Annotated in this window: 11 protein-coding genes, 2 pseudogenes and 1 riboswitch; of the genes and pseudogenes, 11 read left to right on the forward strand and 2 right to left on the reverse strand. The window is 75.8% G+C overall.

Annotated elements, in window-relative coordinates:
• Positions 1–15: 15 nt before the first annotated feature.
• Complete coding sequence (locus OHA72_RS31940; RefSeq protein ID WP_326999739.1) at positions 16–1,155, forward strand: ROK family protein; 1,140 nt, start codon at positions 16–18, stop codon at positions 1,153–1,155.
• A 78-nt stretch (positions 1,156–1,233) separates the two neighbouring features.
• Here OHA72_RS31940 and OHA72_RS31945 read toward each other — a convergent pair whose 3' ends face one another.
• Positions 1,234–2,475: an outer membrane protein assembly factor BamB family protein gene (locus OHA72_RS31945; RefSeq protein WP_326999740.1), complete on the reverse strand. Its 1,242-nt coding sequence runs from the start codon at positions 2,473–2,475 to the stop codon at positions 1,234–1,236.
• A gap of 98 nt (positions 2,476–2,573) precedes the next feature.
• Positions 2,574–2,642: riboswitch (guanidine-III (ykkC-III) riboswitch) on the forward strand.
• A 15-nt stretch (positions 2,643–2,657) separates the two neighbouring features.
• Between OHA72_RS31945 and OHA72_RS31950 the strand changes: the two genes are divergently transcribed.
• Positions 2,658–2,927: a CBU_0592 family membrane protein gene (locus OHA72_RS31950; RefSeq protein WP_326999741.1), complete on the forward strand. Its 270-nt coding sequence runs from the start codon at positions 2,658–2,660 to the stop codon at positions 2,925–2,927.
• Complete coding sequence (locus tag OHA72_RS31955; RefSeq protein ID WP_326999742.1) at positions 2,928–3,176, forward strand: hypothetical protein; 249 nt, start codon at positions 2,928–2,930, stop codon at positions 3,174–3,176.
• A gap of 10 nt (positions 3,177–3,186) precedes the next feature.
• Here OHA72_RS31955 and OHA72_RS31960 read toward each other — a convergent pair whose 3' ends face one another.
• The gene (locus tag OHA72_RS31960; RefSeq protein ID WP_326999743.1) at positions 3,187–3,480 is read right to left on the reverse strand and encodes a hypothetical protein; all 294 of its coding nucleotides are present in this window, start codon (positions 3,478–3,480) and stop codon (positions 3,187–3,189) included.
• A 126-nt stretch (positions 3,481–3,606) separates the two neighbouring features.
• Between OHA72_RS31960 and OHA72_RS31965 the strand changes: the two genes are divergently transcribed.
• From OHA72_RS31965 to OHA72_RS64955, 8 genes and pseudogenes are all read left to right on the forward strand, one after another.
• The gene (locus OHA72_RS31965; protein ID WP_326999744.1) at positions 3,607–4,425 is read left to right on the forward strand and encodes a dioxygenase family protein; all 819 of its coding nucleotides are present in this window, start codon (positions 3,607–3,609) and stop codon (positions 4,423–4,425) included.
• Between the two features lie 22 nt (positions 4,426–4,447).
• Positions 4,448–6,622: an ATP-binding protein gene (locus tag OHA72_RS31970; protein WP_326999745.1), complete on the forward strand. Its 2,175-nt coding sequence runs from the start codon at positions 4,448–4,450 to the stop codon at positions 6,620–6,622.
• A 1,123-nt stretch (positions 6,623–7,745) separates the two neighbouring features.
• The gene (locus OHA72_RS31975; RefSeq protein WP_326999746.1) at positions 7,746–8,690 is read left to right on the forward strand and encodes a ferredoxin reductase domain-containing protein; all 945 of its coding nucleotides are present in this window, start codon (positions 7,746–7,748) and stop codon (positions 8,688–8,690) included.
• Positions 8,691–8,873: 183 nt separating this feature from the next.
• Positions 8,874–9,353: a CAP domain-containing protein gene (locus OHA72_RS31980; protein ID WP_326999747.1), complete on the forward strand. Its 480-nt coding sequence runs from the start codon at positions 8,874–8,876 to the stop codon at positions 9,351–9,353.
• A gap of 790 nt (positions 9,354–10,143) precedes the next feature.
• Complete coding sequence (locus OHA72_RS31985; RefSeq protein ID WP_326999748.1) at positions 10,144–11,397, forward strand: glutamate-cysteine ligase family protein; 1,254 nt, start codon at positions 10,144–10,146, stop codon at positions 11,395–11,397.
• A gap of 78 nt (positions 11,398–11,475) precedes the next feature.
• Positions 11,476–12,414: a ribose-phosphate diphosphokinase gene (locus OHA72_RS31990; RefSeq protein WP_326999749.1), complete on the forward strand. Its 939-nt coding sequence runs from the start codon at positions 11,476–11,478 to the stop codon at positions 12,412–12,414.
• Positions 12,415–12,464: 50 nt separating this feature from the next.
• A pseudogene (locus OHA72_RS64950) lies at positions 12,465–12,662 on the forward strand (AfsR/SARP family transcriptional regulator); the annotation flags it as partial.
• Between the two features lie 36 nt (positions 12,663–12,698).
• A pseudogene (locus OHA72_RS64955) lies at positions 12,699–14,284 on the forward strand (BTAD domain-containing putative transcriptional regulator).
• The last annotated feature ends 1,367 nt before the right edge of the window (positions 14,285–15,651 follow it).

Below are 15,651 nucleotides of genomic sequence, written 5' to 3' on the forward strand. Positions count from 1 at the left end.
GACTAGGGTTGGCACGTGACGCCGGTCAAACCCTCGCTCGAGCTGCTGCGCTCCCTGTCCGACGAGCACGTCCTGCGCGCCCTCATGCGCGCCGGCCGCCTGACCAGGGCGGAGCTCGCCGTCCAGGCGGGCATCTCGAAGCCCACCGTGTCGGAGAGCATGCGCCGGCTCACGGCGGCCGGGCTCGTCGTCGACACCGGCGAGCGCACCACCGGCCGCGGCCGGATCGGCACGTATTACGGCCTTGCCCCGTCCGCGGGCACCGCCCTCGCCGTCAGCATCGCCCCCGCGGGCGTGACCGCCGAGCGCCTCGACGCGCACGGCACCGTCCTGACCCGGGCCGTCCGCCCGCTGACCAGCCCGGCCCGCCCCGACCACGTCGCCGCCGCGCTGATCGCCGTCGCCGCCGACGTCGTGGCCGGCGCCGATGCCGACGTCGCGGCCGGGGACGGTGCGGCCGCCGGTCCCGTGCGGGTCGCCGCCGTCAGCGCCGCCGACCCCGTCGACCGCGCGACCGGCCGCCTCGTGCACCTGCCCGACTCCCCGTTCCTCGTCGGCGAGCTGGACCCGGTCGAGCTCCTGGCCCCGCACGTCACCGGTGCCGTCACCGTCGACAACGACGTCAACTGGGCCGCCCGCGCCGAACGCGACCAGGGCGCCGCCGGCGACGACTTCACCTACGTGTACCTCGGCGAGGGCCTCGGCTGTGCGGTCGTCAGCGACGGCGAGGTCCTGCGCGGCCACACCGGCCTGGCGGGGGAGATCTCCCACCTGATCACCGCCGGCCCCGGCGGCCGCGCGATGCCCTTCACCGACGTGTTCGCGCGGCTCGGCGTCCGCCGCCCGGGCTCGACCGCCATCGACGTGCCGGCCCTGCTCGCCGCCGACCTGGACACCGTCGCCCGGGCGGTCGCCGGCGTCCTGGCCGCGGTGGTCGCCCTCGCCGACCCGGCGCTCGTCGTGCTCGGCGGACCGTGGGGCAGCGACCCGGCCGTGCTCGCCGCCGTGTCTGCCGCCTTCGGCGCGCTGCCCCGCCACGTGCCGGTCCGCGCCCCGGCGTGCACCGGCGAGCCGTCCCTGACCGGCGCCCGCACGCACGCCCTTGCCACCCTGCGCGCCGCCATCATCGCCACCCGCGCCGACGTCCCCACCTGACCGGGCCCGCGCGGGAGGGCCAGCCGCCGGGCCCGGGCAGCGTCGCCGTCCCTGCGCGCTGATCGATCCCTGCGAGGCTCAGCCGAAGGCGCGGACGGTGCGGTCGCCGACGAGCAGGAGGCGACCGGAGGCGAGCATGAGTTCGGCGGAGGCGTCCTCGTACGCGGCGAGGCGCAGCCGGCGCACCACGTGGCCGTCGGTGGCGCGCAGGACGACGATCTCGGTGAACTCCGAGGACGGGGTGAAGTTGCCGTGCCGCACCGCCGCGTAGACGAGGCCGCCGCCGCTGACGAGGGGCGCGTGCAGGGCGTTGTACTCGTAGCCCGGCAGTGCCAGGGGAGCGGACCACGCCGTGGCGCCGGTGGCCGGGTGGTAGCGGCGGACGGTACCGGTGAGACCGTAGCCGAACACGGCGCCGCCGCCGGCGGAGAGCCCGTCGACCCACTCGTCGGCCACGGGGGTGTCGCGGCACCAGCGGGCGGCGCCGGTGGCCGGGTCGAGCGAGCACAGGGCCTGCGGGCCGGCGCCGGAGACCAGCAGCGAGCCGCGGTGACCGACCAGGGAGAAGCCGGGCCGGATGCGGGTCCACTGGCGCACGCCGGTGCGGAGGTCGAACGCGAACAGCAGGTTCGCGCCGCCGCTGCCGTCGCCGGTGCCGCGGACCGGGCCGTAGGCGCCCTGCACGACGACGTCACCGGCCACGGCCGGGGCGCCGCCCGCGTCGCCGTCGACCGCGCCGGACCAGGCGAGGGTGCCGTTGCGCGTGCGGTACGCCCGCAGGTGGTAGCCGGTGCACAGCTCGCGGCACTTCGGCCCGCTGGTGACCAGGACGTGGCCGCCGGCGACGGTGAAGGGCAGGATCGCGTCGTCGTCGGGGAGGGCCACCTCCCAGCGGCGCGTGCCCGCGCGGTCGTAGGACGCGAGCCGGCTGCGGGTACCGTCGGCGTCTAGGCTCCGCACGTACAGGGCGCCGTCCACGTCGGCCAGCTGCTGCGGCCGGCGACCCGCGAGCTTGCCCACGACGGTGACCGCGCCGGTGCGCACGTCCATGCGGCGCAGGGCGCCCTTGCCGTACGCGACGGTGAGCGCGCCGCCCGCGACGGCCGCGCCGCCGACCGTGTCGTCGCCGCCGGCCTGCCGCTGCCACAGCTGCCGCCGCACGTCCAGGCCGCCGGTGCCGGGCTGGTGGTTGTCGTTGGCGGCGCCGCCGCCGTGCTGCGGCCAGTTGCCCGGGGTGGCCGCCCCGGCGGGCGCCGCCGGCGTGGCGAGCAGCGCACCGGTGACGCACGCGGCGGCGACCGCCGCCATCCTGCTGATCATGGGATCAGCGAAACAGGGTGAGGTTGCAGGGTGGTGAGAACCGCCGCACCTCACCCGCCCGTGTGGCCGCTGACCTGGATGCGTGCGATAGTCGGGTGGTGGCGGCGCCGATCTGAGGGCCGTCCCGGACGAGTCACGTCGTACCCGGCCCGACAAGACGGCGTGGTGTGCGGGAGTGCGCCATGTTCGTCCAGGTCCTCGGTTCGCTGTGTGTGCTGGTGCCCTTCGTGCTGGTGCAGCTGGGCAGGCTGTCCTCCACGTCACGGGTGTACGGGTGGCTCAACCTCGTCGGCTCCTCCGTCCTCGCAGCCGAGGCCGCGATCGGGCGCGACTGGGGGTTCCTGCTGCTGGAGGCCGTGTGGGCGATCGTATCGCTGCGCTCCCTGCTCAAGGCCCGCACCGTTCGGGTGACGCCCGTGTCCCCCGCGACCCGCAAGCATTACCGTCGATGAATGAGTGCAGCGACGCTGGACCTCTACGGTGCGGCGTTCCGCACGGACCCGTACGGTGAGCTCGCCCGGCTGCGGGAGCTGGGCTGGCACGCGCAGACGGCGATCGGCACCGCCGTGCTGCGCCACACCGAGGTGCAGCAGCTGCTGCAGCTGCGCACCCCGCGCGCGGACGGCCCGGCCGACTGGCTCCCCCCGACGGAGGCCGTGTACGGCCCGACCCGCCTGCCGATGGCGTACGACACCGGCTGACGAAGCCCCGTCAGTCGCGGCGGGCCTCAACCCGCCAGGTGCCGTCCTCGAGGCGCTCCCAGCCGTCGACCTCGCCGCCCAGTTCGGCGAACAGCATCACCCGATCGAAGATCCAGTCGGCGAAGTCGTCCTGCTGCTCCTCGTCGAGGCCCGCCCGGATCACCGCGCCGAACGTGATCAGCCCCGTGCCCTCCAGCGGGGACGCGCCCAGGATGCCGATCACGGACAGGTCGTCGGGCGCCACATCGACGCGCTCCTCGACCTCGAGGAACCCGCCGTCGGGCATCTCCACCAGAAACGCCATCCACATCCCGTCGTGAAAGCCGGTGCCGCCACGGTACCCAGCCGACCCACAGCTTGCTCGCAGGATCGCCGCAGGCGCCGTCGGCACGGTGGGTCTCACGCAATCAATACCTCTGGGGGGACACCGATGGCCAGCGACACGCACAACCACGACGACCTGTACCACCGTGGCCTGAACTTCGACGTCGGCACGCTGCTGCGGCGCCGCCGGATGCTCGGCATGTTCGCCGGCGCCGGGCTGGCGCTCACCGTGGCGGGCTGCGGGACCGCCGAGGAGGCCGTCACCGGGTCCGCCGCCACCACCGCGGCCGCAACCGGCGCCGCCGGGCAGGAGATCCCGGAGGAAACCGCCGGGCCGTACCCGGGCGACGGCTCCAACGGCCCGAACGTGCTCAACCAGACCGGCATCGTGCGGCAGGACATCCGCTCCAGCTTCGGCACCGCGTCCGGCTTGGCGAAGGGCGTCCCGCTCACCATCGATCTCACCATCCGGAACCTCGCCGGCGGCGCCTACGCCGGCGCGGCGGTCTACCTGTGGCACTGCGACATCGACGGCAGGTACTCCCTGTACAGCCAGGGCGTCACGAACCAGAACTACCTGCGCGGCGTGCAGGAGGCCGATGCGTCCGGGAAGGTGACCTTCACCAGCATCTTCCCCGCCGCGTACTCGGGCCGGTGGCCGCACATCCACTTCGAGGTGTACCCGGCCCTGGCCAAGGCGACCTCGCCGGCGAACAAGATCTCCACCTCGCAGCTGGCGCTGCCGGAGAAGGTGTGCTCGACGGTGTACGCGACGAGCGGCTACGAGCAGAGCGTGCGCAATCTCGCCGGTACGTCACTGTCGAATGACAACGTGTTCAGCGACGGCTGGGCGCAGCAGCTGGCGACCGTCACCGGGGACGTTTCGGCTGGTTACGTCGCCAGTCTGGTGGTGCCGGTGGGTTGAACAGGGCCGGTACAGTGCCCGGATGGAATCCGCGGCCCTGCCCGCCCCGCTGACCAGCCTGGTCGGACGGGACGCGGAGGTGCGCGCCGCGGGCCGCCTGCTCGCCGCCTCCGGGCATCCGCTGCTCTCATTGGTCGGGACGGCCGGCAGCGGCAAGACCCGGCTCGCGGTCGCGGTCGCCGCCGCGGCCACCCCACCGGTCTGGTTCGTCGACCTCACCACGATGCGCACGGGCGGCCACACCGACGCCGACGACCCGGCGGGCGACGCGGCCGGGTTCGTGCTCGACGCGTTCGGCGCGGCCCGGCGACCCGACCTCGACGCGGTCGACACGATCGCCGCCATCCTGGGCGACGAGCCCGCGATCCTCCTGCTCGACAACTGCGAGCACGTCACCGGCCCCGTCGCCGCGCTCGCCGGCCGCCTCCTCGCCGCCTCGCCCGCGCTGCGGCTGCTCGTCACCAGCCGGCAGCCGCTCGGCCTGCCCGACGAGACGGTGGTGACGGTCGCCCCGCTCGACGACGACACGGCGCTGCGACTGTTCGAGACCCGCATGTTCGAACGGACCGGCCGGCCGCTGCCGTCCGCGCACCGCGCCGGCGCCGCCGCGATCTGCCGGGCGCTGGACGGGTTGCCGCTCGCCGTCGAGCTCGCCGCCGCCCGCGCCGCGCTGCTGTCGGTGCCGGAGGTCCACCGCCTGCTCACCGACCGCTTCCGGGTCCTCGCCGACGCGAAGGCCACCGGCCCCGAGCACCACCGCACGCTGCGGGCGGCCCTGGACTGGTCGTTCGAGCTGCTGTCGCCGGACAAGCAGGCGCTGCTGCGCCAGCTCGCCGTCTTCCAGGGCGGCTGGAGCGCGGCGGCGGCCGCCGTCCTGCCCGCGCACCGCCCCGGGCTGCTGGACGCCCTCGCCGAGCGCTGCCTCATCGACCGGCAACCCGTCGCGGGCGACCAGCGGGGCAGGATGCTGCAGACCGTCGCCGCCTACGCCTCCGCCCGCCTCGCCGAGGTCCCCGCCGAGGCCCGCGCCGCCCGCGACGCACACGCCGCGTTCTTCCTCGACCTCGCCGAGCAGGCCGCCGCCGGGATCCGCGGCCCCGGCCAGCGCGACCTGCTGCGGATCCTGACCCTCGAGCAGGACAACCTGCGCGCCGCCATGGTGTGGCTGTCCGGCCGCCCCGGCAGCGGCGCCGCCGAGGACCTGCGCCTGGCGACCGCACTGGCACCGTTCCAGCATTTCACCGGGGTGTACCGCCAGGGCCGCGACTGGCTGTCCGACGCCCTTGGCCGCCGCCCCGGCGCGCCGGTGCCGGTGCGCGCCGCCGCCTGCTCCGCCGCCGCGACCCTGGCGCTGCTGGACTGCGACTACCCGGCCGCCGCCGCCCTCGCCGGCGCCGCGCTCGCGCTCGACGTCGACGACGTGCGGGTGCGGGGACGGCTGCTCACGCTCCTCGGCAGCGTCGAACGGGAGCGCGCCGACTATCCCCGCTCGCGGGGGTACCTCGACGAGGCGCTCACCCTGTACCGCGGCGACGGCGACGCCTGGGGCGAGGGCCGTGCCGCGCAACTGGCGGGCGCGACCGCCTGGCTGTCCGGCGACTTCGCCTCGGCCGCGGCGCTGCTGGACGCGAGCCTCGCCGCGTTCCAGGACCTCGCCGACGACGAGTCGATCGCCTCGACCCTGACCCACCTCGGCGCGGTCGCCCACTTCGGCGGCGACCAGCCCCGCGCCCGCCGCCACCTGGTCGAGGCGCTGGACCGGTTCACCGAACTGTCGTTCCCGGAGGGCATCGGCTGGGCGCAGGACCTCCTCGGCCGGGTCGACCTCGCCGACGACGCCGTCCCCTCCGCCGCCGAACGCCTGCGCGCCAGCCTGTCCATCCACCGCCGGGTCGGCGACCGGTGGCGCTCCGCGAGCGTCCTGGAGGCCTTCGCCGAGGCCCGCCGCCGCCTCGACGACCCGGCCCACGCCGCGGCCCTGCTCGGCGCCGCCGACGTGATCCGGCGCGAGATCGGCGCCCCGACACCGGCCTGCGAGCTGCCCACCCGCCGGCAGACGGAGCGGGCGCTGCGCTCGACGCTCGCGGCGCTGGCGTACGACCATGCGTACCGCTTCGGCACCCGCACCCCGCTCGACGACCTGCTCGACCTGTCCGGCTCCGCCGACCACCTCACCCTGGCCCGCCCCACCGCGTGACCTCGCGCCGCCGGCGTGCTCTGCGTGAGCTGCGGGTTCTGCGTGAGCTGCGGGTTCTGCGCTACCGGCGGCGGGCACGGCCGGCATCGGGCCACACTCGGAGAGTGACGACGATCGGCCCCGACCCGGCGGCGCTGCACCACACCCAGCCGCTCCGCCCGGCGCCCCCGTCCCACCCCACCGCCGCCCCGGGACCGCCGCCACCGGGCGCCTCTGCCTCTGCGCGGAGCGCCGACGGTCCGCGGGCAGGTGCGTTCCTGACGATGCCCGCGCTACGGCTCCTGCTCGCGGAGACACTGAGCCGCCCAGGCACCCTCGCCACGGTCATCGACGAACTCGTCACCCACCTGCAACAACTCCCCACACCGCAAAACACCCCGCCGCGAAGCACCCCGCCGCCAGCCATCCCGACCCCACCCGCACCCGCCGCAACCCCACCCGCGCCCGGCGGGACGCCGCCGACGCCCGGCGGGACGCCATCTGTGCCTGGCGCGCCGCCACCCGTGCCGGGCGCAATGCCACCTGTGCCTGGCGCGACCGCACCCGTGCCGGGGGCGACGCCACCGGCGCCTGGCGCCGGGCCGATTCCGCCACCTCCGAACGCCGCACCAGCGCCGCCCGTCGTGTCAGGAGCCGTCTCGCCATCGCCAGCGCCTCCCGCCGTCATGCCGGCACCCGCGCCTCCCACAGTCACGCAACCACCTGCGCCTCCCACCGTCACGCCGACACCTGCGCCTCCCATCGCGACGCCACCACCTGCGCCCGGACCCGGCGCGCCGCCCGGACCTGCTGTGCCGCCGGCCGGGACCGGCGTGCCGCCCACGCCGCCCACTCCTGTTGCACCCGCCGGTCCGCCGTCGGTGGCCGCCACGCCGCCCGGGCCGCCAGGGGGCGCGACGGCCGTGACCACGCGGCCATCGGGGTCTGACGGGGTGGGGGCTGTGCGCGGGGGCGAGGCAGTTCCGTTGCTGGCTCCGCGCGGCGCGGGTTTCCCGGCGGGCGAAGCCCTGGCCCCCGCGGCGACCCGGTTGATGCCGGCGGTGCCGGCGCACGACGCGAGCGTGGCGGCCGCCGCGGGTGGCGAACGGGGCGGGGCGGGCATCCGGTCGGTGACCTGCGGGCGTTGCTGCCGGGTGAGCCGGCGGCGCAGCGGGAGGTGCTGCGGGAGGCGGTCGGGTGGCTGGTCGCGCACGTCGACCAGCCGCAGGTCCTGGCGGCGCGGTGTGCGGAGCTCGGGCCGGTGGTGGCGCAGCTCGGGGTGGCGCCGCAGCGTCTCGACAACCTGGCGGTGCTGTTCGTGGACATGCTGCGGGCGAACCCGCCCGGCGTGGTCGTCCGGCGGGACCAGCAGGAGGCGTGGGCGACGACCGGTCGCCTCGTGTCGCGGTGGCTGGCGGACGGGGCCGCGGCCGCCGCCCACGAGCCCGCGTCGTGGAGCGCGCCGGTGATCGGTCACGAGCGGCGGCGGGCGGACGCGGCAGTGGTGTCGGTGCGGACGTACCTGCCGTACCCGTGCGAGCCCGGGCAGCTGGCGGTGGTCGAGCCGGCGCGGCTGCCGGGGCGGTGGCGGCGCTGCTGGGTCGGCAACGTGCCCGCCACGGACAACGTCGTGGAGCTGCACATCGTGCCGCACCGGGGCGACCAAGCCGGCGCGGACCTCGTCGAGCGGACCGCGGTCGGGGACGTGCTGCGGCTGCGGCCCGCGGAAGGCGTACCGGCGGCGGACCCCGGCGGGACCAGGCCGCTGCTGGTGCTGGCGGTGCGGGACGCCGTGGCGCCGGTACGGGCGCTGCTGGGCGTGATGCGGGCGGCCGGGGACCGCCGGGCCGTGACGGTGTTCTGGCCGGCCGCGGTGGAGCGGGACCTGTACCGCCTCGCTGACCTCGCCCCCGAGGGCACCGTCGTGGTCCGGGACCGCTTCACGGCGGGGCACGAGGACTGGACCGCCCACGACGCGTTCGTCGCCGGCGACGCGGCGTCGAACGCCGGCGCGGTCGCCCGGCTGCTGGCGGCGGGTGTCGGCGCGGCCCGCATCCGAACGGCCACGGACGGGCCGGCCGGGGCCTGAGCACACGGATCGGTCAGGCCCGGAAGGGGTCACCCGTTCGGGTGACGCGAGCGGCCGGAAGACCCCGGCGGTGAGCGTGTCGTAGCGCACCAATGGACCGAAAATGCGAGTTTTGTCAGATTGCGGTCAGCGCTAGGGCAATCCTTTAGCTTCGGCTCATCTGCCCTACTTCGTGGAGGTGAGATGGGAATCCGGAAGGGTGTCGCCGTCGCCGTGGTGGCGTGCGCCGTCGCGGCCGGGGCCGCGGTCCAGGCCGTGCCCGCGTTCGCGGCCGACTACGGTGTGGTCCGCGGCGTGGTCGCCTTGACCAACAACGCACGTGCCCGGGCGGGCTGCGGCCCGGTCACGACGAGCCCGCGGCTGAGTTACGCCGCGTGGCTGCACTCCAGGGACATGGCGGGCCGGGGCTACTTCTCCCACGGGTCGCCGGGCGGAAGCTCACCGGGGTCGCGGGTGAACTCGGTCGGTTACCGGTGGTCGTCCTACGGCGAGAACATCGCCTGGGGCCAGCGCAGCGCCCGCGAGGTCATGGGCGACTGGATGTCCAGCCCGGGGCACCGGGCCAACATCCTGAACTGCCGGTTCCGCAACGTCGGGGTCGCGGTGGCGTACAACGGCCGCGGCGTGCCGTACTGGACCCAGGACTTCGCCAGCCCGCGCTGAACGCGCCGGGGCGCAGGACGGGCGTTCCCGCGGGCACCGACGACCACCCGCGGGAACGCCGGCGAGCTGGATCAGAAAGCGCAGGCGGTCCGCGGCGTAGGTGCCGTAGCGGAACGGGCCGCGCACCAGCCGGGGCGGCTGCCGGTGGTGGCCGTCGGCGGCGAGCGTGTCGGTGAGGCCGGTGCCCGCCAGGGTGCCGATGAGCGGGCAGGCGGCGAGGCGTGCGACGCGTCGATGCCGGCCTCGCCCGCGTCGTATTTCGCGATCATTTCCGGCAGGCGCGTCGGGCGGGGCAGCGAGCCGCCGTTCTCGGCAGGAATAGGCATGATGCGCTTTCCTCCAAACGCCGGGGAATCGTCGTCCGGAAACGACCATAAAACCATAACAGTCGATCTAGTTCGGGCCCTACGGCAGAACCGGCACCGGCCGCAAGATCTGCACGGCGGAAGGCGGGCCGGGGAGATCTTGCGGCATTCAGCCAGTTCACAGCCAGGGTTCACCACGTGTTGCCCAGGTGGGCTGGACAGAACGGGCGCCGGACCGCCTAATGGAATGCACCCCGCCGGACCCGCAACCCGGCGGCCGCCGCAGCACCCCGCCCCACCCGCACACCCCGCCGCACGACACCGTGAGCCGCCGCACTTTCGAGCATTCCCGCACCGCGTCCACCCGCCGGGCACAGCCGCGGCCGTTCGCGGCTCCGACAACGGCACCCGCAGCCTCAAGCGTCACAACGTCACCTGCATCACCACCCCTGGGTAGCTCGCACCCTTCTTCCGGGAGGCCCGCCGTGAACGACACGACTTCCGCCATCCTCACCGAGGCAACCGCCGCCGCATATGTGGCCGCCGCCGGGTTCCGGGTCGGTCCCGTCGGTCGCGTCGGTGTCGAGCTGGAGTACTGCGTGCGGGACCTGAGCAAGCCGATGCACCGACCCGGACCGGACCGCCTGCTCGGGCTGCTGGCCCACCTCGGCAACCCCCTGCCCGGCGGCAGCGGCGTCACGATCGAGCCCGGCGGCCAGTTGGAGCTGTCCTCCGCGGTCGGCGCGTCGATGACCGACTGTGTCGCCGCGCTCACCCGTGACCTCGCCCTGGTCCGGGCCGTCCTCGCCAACCACGGCATGGTCCTGGACGGCACCGGCCTCGACAACGTGCGGGCCCCGCTGCTGGTCACCGAACACCCGCGGTACGTGGCGCTCGCCGAGTACCACGAACGGTCCGGGTCCAAGGGGCTCGAGGTGATGTGCAACTCCGCCTCGATCCAGGTGTGTCTCGACGCCGGCAGCGACGACGAGGAGGACTGGGGCGGCTACAAGCGCCGCTGGTGGCTCGCCGACGCGATCGGCCCGGTGGTCATGGCCGCGTTCGCCAACTCGCCGCACCGCTCCAAGTCCGGGCGGCGCTGGGTGTCGCACCGGCAGGGCCTGCGCTTCGGCACCGACGCCAGCCGCACCCGGGCGCCGCGCCGCGACGACGACCCCCGCGCCGCCTGGTCCCGGTACGCGCTGGCCGCCAAGGTCGCCATGGTCGCCGGCCCCGGCCGCTGGCACGTACCGGCCGGGCTGACGATGCGCGCCTGGCTGCGTGGCCACGGGCCCCGCCCGGTCACCCTGGAGGACCTCGAACGGCACCTCGGCACCCTCGTGCCGCCCGTGCGCCCCCGCGGCTACCTGGAGCTGCGGATGATCGACCAGCAGCCCGGCGACGGCTGGGTCGTCCCGGTCGCGGTCGTCACCGCCCTGCTCGACGACCCGCAGGGCGCCGAGGCCGGCGCAGCGGCGACCGAGCCGCTGCGCTCCCCGCTGCGCCGGCACCGCGACTGGGTCGGCGCCGCCCGCGAAGGCCTCGCCGACCCGGCGATGGCCGCCGCGGCGCTGCAGTGCTTCACCGCCGCGGGTGAAGTCCTGCGACGGCAGGGTGCCCCGCTCACGGTCCGCGACGCCGTCGCGGAGTTCACCGACCGGTATGTCGCCCGCGGCTCCTGCCCGGCCGAGGACCGCCGCGAGCAGCGCCGGAAGGTCCGCGTCGGCGCCGGCGGATGAGCCGCGGGCGTGGCGAGGACGGTGTGGTATCAAGGGCGTGACGACCCTCGCGCACGACCACAGCTAGGAGCCAAGCCAGTGCGGGACATCGCCGTGTTCAGTGGCAGCGCACACCCCGAGCTGGCGGAGGAGATCTGCACCCAGCTGGAGGTGCCGCTGCTGCCCGTGCGGGTCGACCGCTTCGCCAACGACTGCCTCGAGGTGCAGCTGCAGGCCAACTGCCGCGAGCGGGACGTGTTCCTCATCCAGCCCCTCGTGCCGCCCGTGCAGGAGCACCTCGTCGAGCTGCTGCTCATGCTCGACGCGGCCCGCGGCGCCTCGGCGGCCCGCACGACCGTGGTCATGTCGCACTACGCCTACGCCCGCTCCGACAAGAAGGACGAGCCGCGCATCTCCATCGGCGGGCGCCTCGTCGCCGACCTGCTCAGCGCCGCCGGCGCGTCCCGGGTGCTGACACTCACCCTGCACTCACCGCAGGTCCACGGGTTCTTCAGCGTGCCCGTCGACCACCTGCACGCGCTGCGGGAGCTCGCCACGCACTTCCGCGGCCTGGAGCTTTCCAACAGCGTGGTCGTGTCGCCCGACCTCGGCAACGCGAAGGCGGCCTCCGCGTTCGCCCGGATGCTGGGGGTACCGGTGGCCGCCGGTGCCAAGCAGCGCTTCAGCGACGACCGCGTGGTGATCAGCGCCGTCATCGGTGACATCGAGGGCAAGGACGTCATCGTCCTGGACGACGAGATCGCCCGCGGCAGCACCGTCATCGAGCTCATCGACCGGCTCCGCGAGCGCAACGTGGCGAGCATCAGGGTGGCGTGCACGCACGGGCTGTTCACCGACGGCGCCCTGGACCGCCTCGCCGCCCAGCCGGACGTGCTCGAGATCGTCTGCACCAACAGCGTGCCGATCCCGAAGGCGAAATGGGTCCCCAAGCTGCGCCTGCTGTCGATCGCCCCGGCGATGGCCGAGGCGATGCGCCGCATCCACAACGGCGAGTCGGTCAGCTCGCTGTTCCACTGACGTTGGACGCCACGCGGGCCGGGACCCCGGTCGTCGGGGTCCTCGGGCCGATGCGGGCCGGGATCGGCGGGCGGCCCGTGGACCTCGGCGGGCCCCGGCAGCGCGCGGTCCTGGCCCGGCTCGTCGCCGCCGGCGGGCACGTCGTGCCGACCGACAGGTTCATCGACGACCTCTGGCACGGTGTACCGCCACCGAAGGCCCTCGCCGCGCTGCAGGTGTACGTGTCCAACCTGCGCCGCGTCCTGGAACCCGGCCGGGCACCGCGCACCCCGGCGACCGTGCTGGTGACGGCGGCACCCGGCTACGCGCTGCACCTGCCGGTCGGCGACGTCGACGCGTGGCGGTTCGAGGTGCTGCTGCGCGACGGCAGCGCGGTCGCGGAGCGGGACCCGGCGCGGGCCGACGGGCTGCTGCGGGAGGCGCTGGCCGTGTGGGCGGGCCCGGCGTACGCGGAGTTCGCCGACGAGCCATGGGCGGTGCCGGAGGCCGGGCGGCTCGAGGAGCTGCGGCTGGCGTGCGTGGAGGCGGGCGGGCGGGTCGCGGTGCGCCTCGGCCGGGCCGCGCTCGTCGTGCCGGCCCTGGAGCGGCACGTCCAGGCGCATCCCTGCGCGAGGAGGCGGTGCACCTGCTGGGTTCGGCGCTGTACGCCGCCGGCAGGCAGGGTGACGCCCTGGCGGTGCTGCGGGGCGCGCGGGACCGGCTGGCGGCGGAGCTCGGCGTGGACCCGGGGCCGGGGCTGCGGGCGCTGGAGGCAGACGTCCTCGCGCAGGCGCCGCACCTGGACGCGGGCCGGCCGCGACAGGGCCCGCCGCCCGAGCCGGTCCTGGGCGGCGCGCGTTCCGCGCATGGGCCGGTCCTGGGCGGCGCGCCTTCCACGCAGGGGCCGGTCCTGGGCGGCGGGCCGTCCTCGCATGGGCGGGTCCTCGGCGGCGGGGTGGGCGGAGCTGCCTCGACGGCCGACGCACCGGACGGGCCATGGCGGAAGGTGACGCCTGGCACCGGCGCGTCCGGCCCGGTATCCGGCATCGACCCGTCGGAGGGGCCGCGCGGTAACCCCGGAGCTGACGCAGACACGAAGGACTTCGGGCGCGAACAGGAACTCGCGACCCTCGGCCGGGTCGCCGAGGAGGTCGTGCGGGACGGGTTGCGGGTCGTGTGGGTCGGCGGGGAGGCGGGCGCGGGGAAGACGACGCTGCTGCGGATGTTCGCGGCCCGGCTCGGCTGGCGGGTCGCGTGGGGAAGATGCCCCGAGGTGGACGGCGCGCCGCCGGCGTGGGCGTGGAGCGAGGTGCTGCGGGCGCTGCCGGACAGCGGATCCGTCACGGACGCGCGGCTCGCCCCGCTGCTGGCCGCGGGTTCCGGTTCCTCCGACGACTCCGCGGCGGGCCCGAGGCCGGCGCGCGGGCCGGCGCGCGGGCCGGGGGTGGGCAGTTCGCGCTCGCGCAGGGGGTCGGGGAGCGCATCGCGGGGTTCGGGCCGCTGCTCGTCGTGCTCGACGACGTGCACCGCGCCGACGGGGAGACGCTGCAGGTGCTGCGGCACGTGGCGGTCGCGTTCGAGGACCGGCCGCTACTGCTGGTCGCCACCCACCGGCCCGGCGAGTCCCGGGCGCACCTGGACCCGGTCCGGGCCGCCCTCGCCGGGCACCGTGCCGTCGACGTCGAGCTCGGCGGGCTCGACCCGGAGGCTGCCGGGGCGCTGCTGCGCGGGTTCGGGGTGCCGGAGGACGCGGTGGACGTGGTGGTCGAGCGGACCGGGGGCAACCCGCTGTTCCTCACCGAGACGGCCCGGCTCGTCTCCGCCGAGGGTGCCGACAGCGCGGTGCGGGCCATCCCGTCCGGGATCGGGCACGTGCTGCGGCGGCGGCTGACCCGGCTGCCCGCGCCGGCCCAGACGGTGCTGCGCCACGCCGCCGTCCTCGGCCGGGACGTCGACATCGACCTGCTCGTCGCGGCCGACGGCTCCACCGAGGACGCGGTGCTCGACGCGCTGGAGGCCGGCGTGGTCTCGGGGCTGCTCGAGGAGCCCGCGGCGGGCCGGGTCAGGTTCACCCACGCGCTGCTGCGTGACGTGCTGTACGACGACATGCCCCTGCTGCGCCGGCGCCGGCTGCACGCCCGGGTCCTCGCCGCGCTGGAGTCCCTGGGATCCGCCGGCGGTTCCGTGGACGTCGCCGCGCTCGGGCACCACGCCCTCGCCGCGGCCACTCCGGCGACGGCGCCCGCGGCCGCCGGGTATGCCGCCGCCGCGGCCAGGCAGGCGGCCGCCCTGTACGCGCACCGCGAGGCCGCGGCCCTGTTCCGCGGCGCCCTGGACGCCGGCCCGCTGCCGCCGGCGCTGCGCCATGACCTGCTGTGCGGGCTGACGTCCGCCCTCGCCAACGCCGGTGACGTGCTCGCCGCGCGGGCCGCCCGGGCCGACGCCCTGGACGCCGCCGTGCTCGCCGGGGTGCCCGCGGGTGCGGCGCTCACCGCGTACGACGCGCCGGTCGCCTGGACGATCCGCGCCGACCGGGCCGTGGACACCGCGCTCGTCGCGTCGCTCGAAGCGGCACTGAACGCGGCACCGGACGCGGCACCCGGGGCGAGCGACCCGGCGACCCGGTGCCGGCTGCTGGTGGCGCTGGTCTACGAGCTGGAGGGCGATGACCTGCAGCGCTGCGACGCGGCCAGCGCCGAGGCCCTCACGCTCGCCGGCGACGACCCGCTGCTGCGCTGCCACGCCTTGAACGCCCGCTACTTCGCCGTGCTCAACCCGGCCCGCCGGCACGAGCTGCCGGCCGTCGGCGAGCGGCTGCTGGAGGTGGCGACGGCGGCGGGGCTGGTGCAGTTCCAGGCGCAGGCGCACCACGTGCTGTTCCAGGCCGCCCTCGAACGCAACGACCTCGCCGCCGCCCAGGAGCACGTCGACCGGGCCGTCCGGCACGCCACCGAAGGCCAGCTGGGCGTTGCGCTGTCGGTGATGGCGCTGTTCGCCGCGGTGCGGGCCGTGCTCGCCGGTGACCTCGCCACCGCCGAACGGCTCTACTCGGACCTGACCGCCCGCATCGCCCGCACCGGCCAGCCGAACGCCGCCCTCGTCGGCATCGCCGGGGTGTTCTTCGTGCACCTCGCCGCCGGCACCACCCACACGCTGCTGCCGATGCTGCGGCCGGTGTACGAGCGGCTCCCCGACGCCCTCAACGACTACATGGTCCGGGCACTGCTGGACGGCGGCCGGGCCGAGGAGGCCGGTGCG

This window comes from Dactylosporangium sp. NBC_01737 (genome assembly GCF_035963215.1).
Taxonomy (GTDB): Bacteria; Actinomycetota; Actinomycetes; order Mycobacteriales; family Micromonosporaceae; genus Dactylosporangium.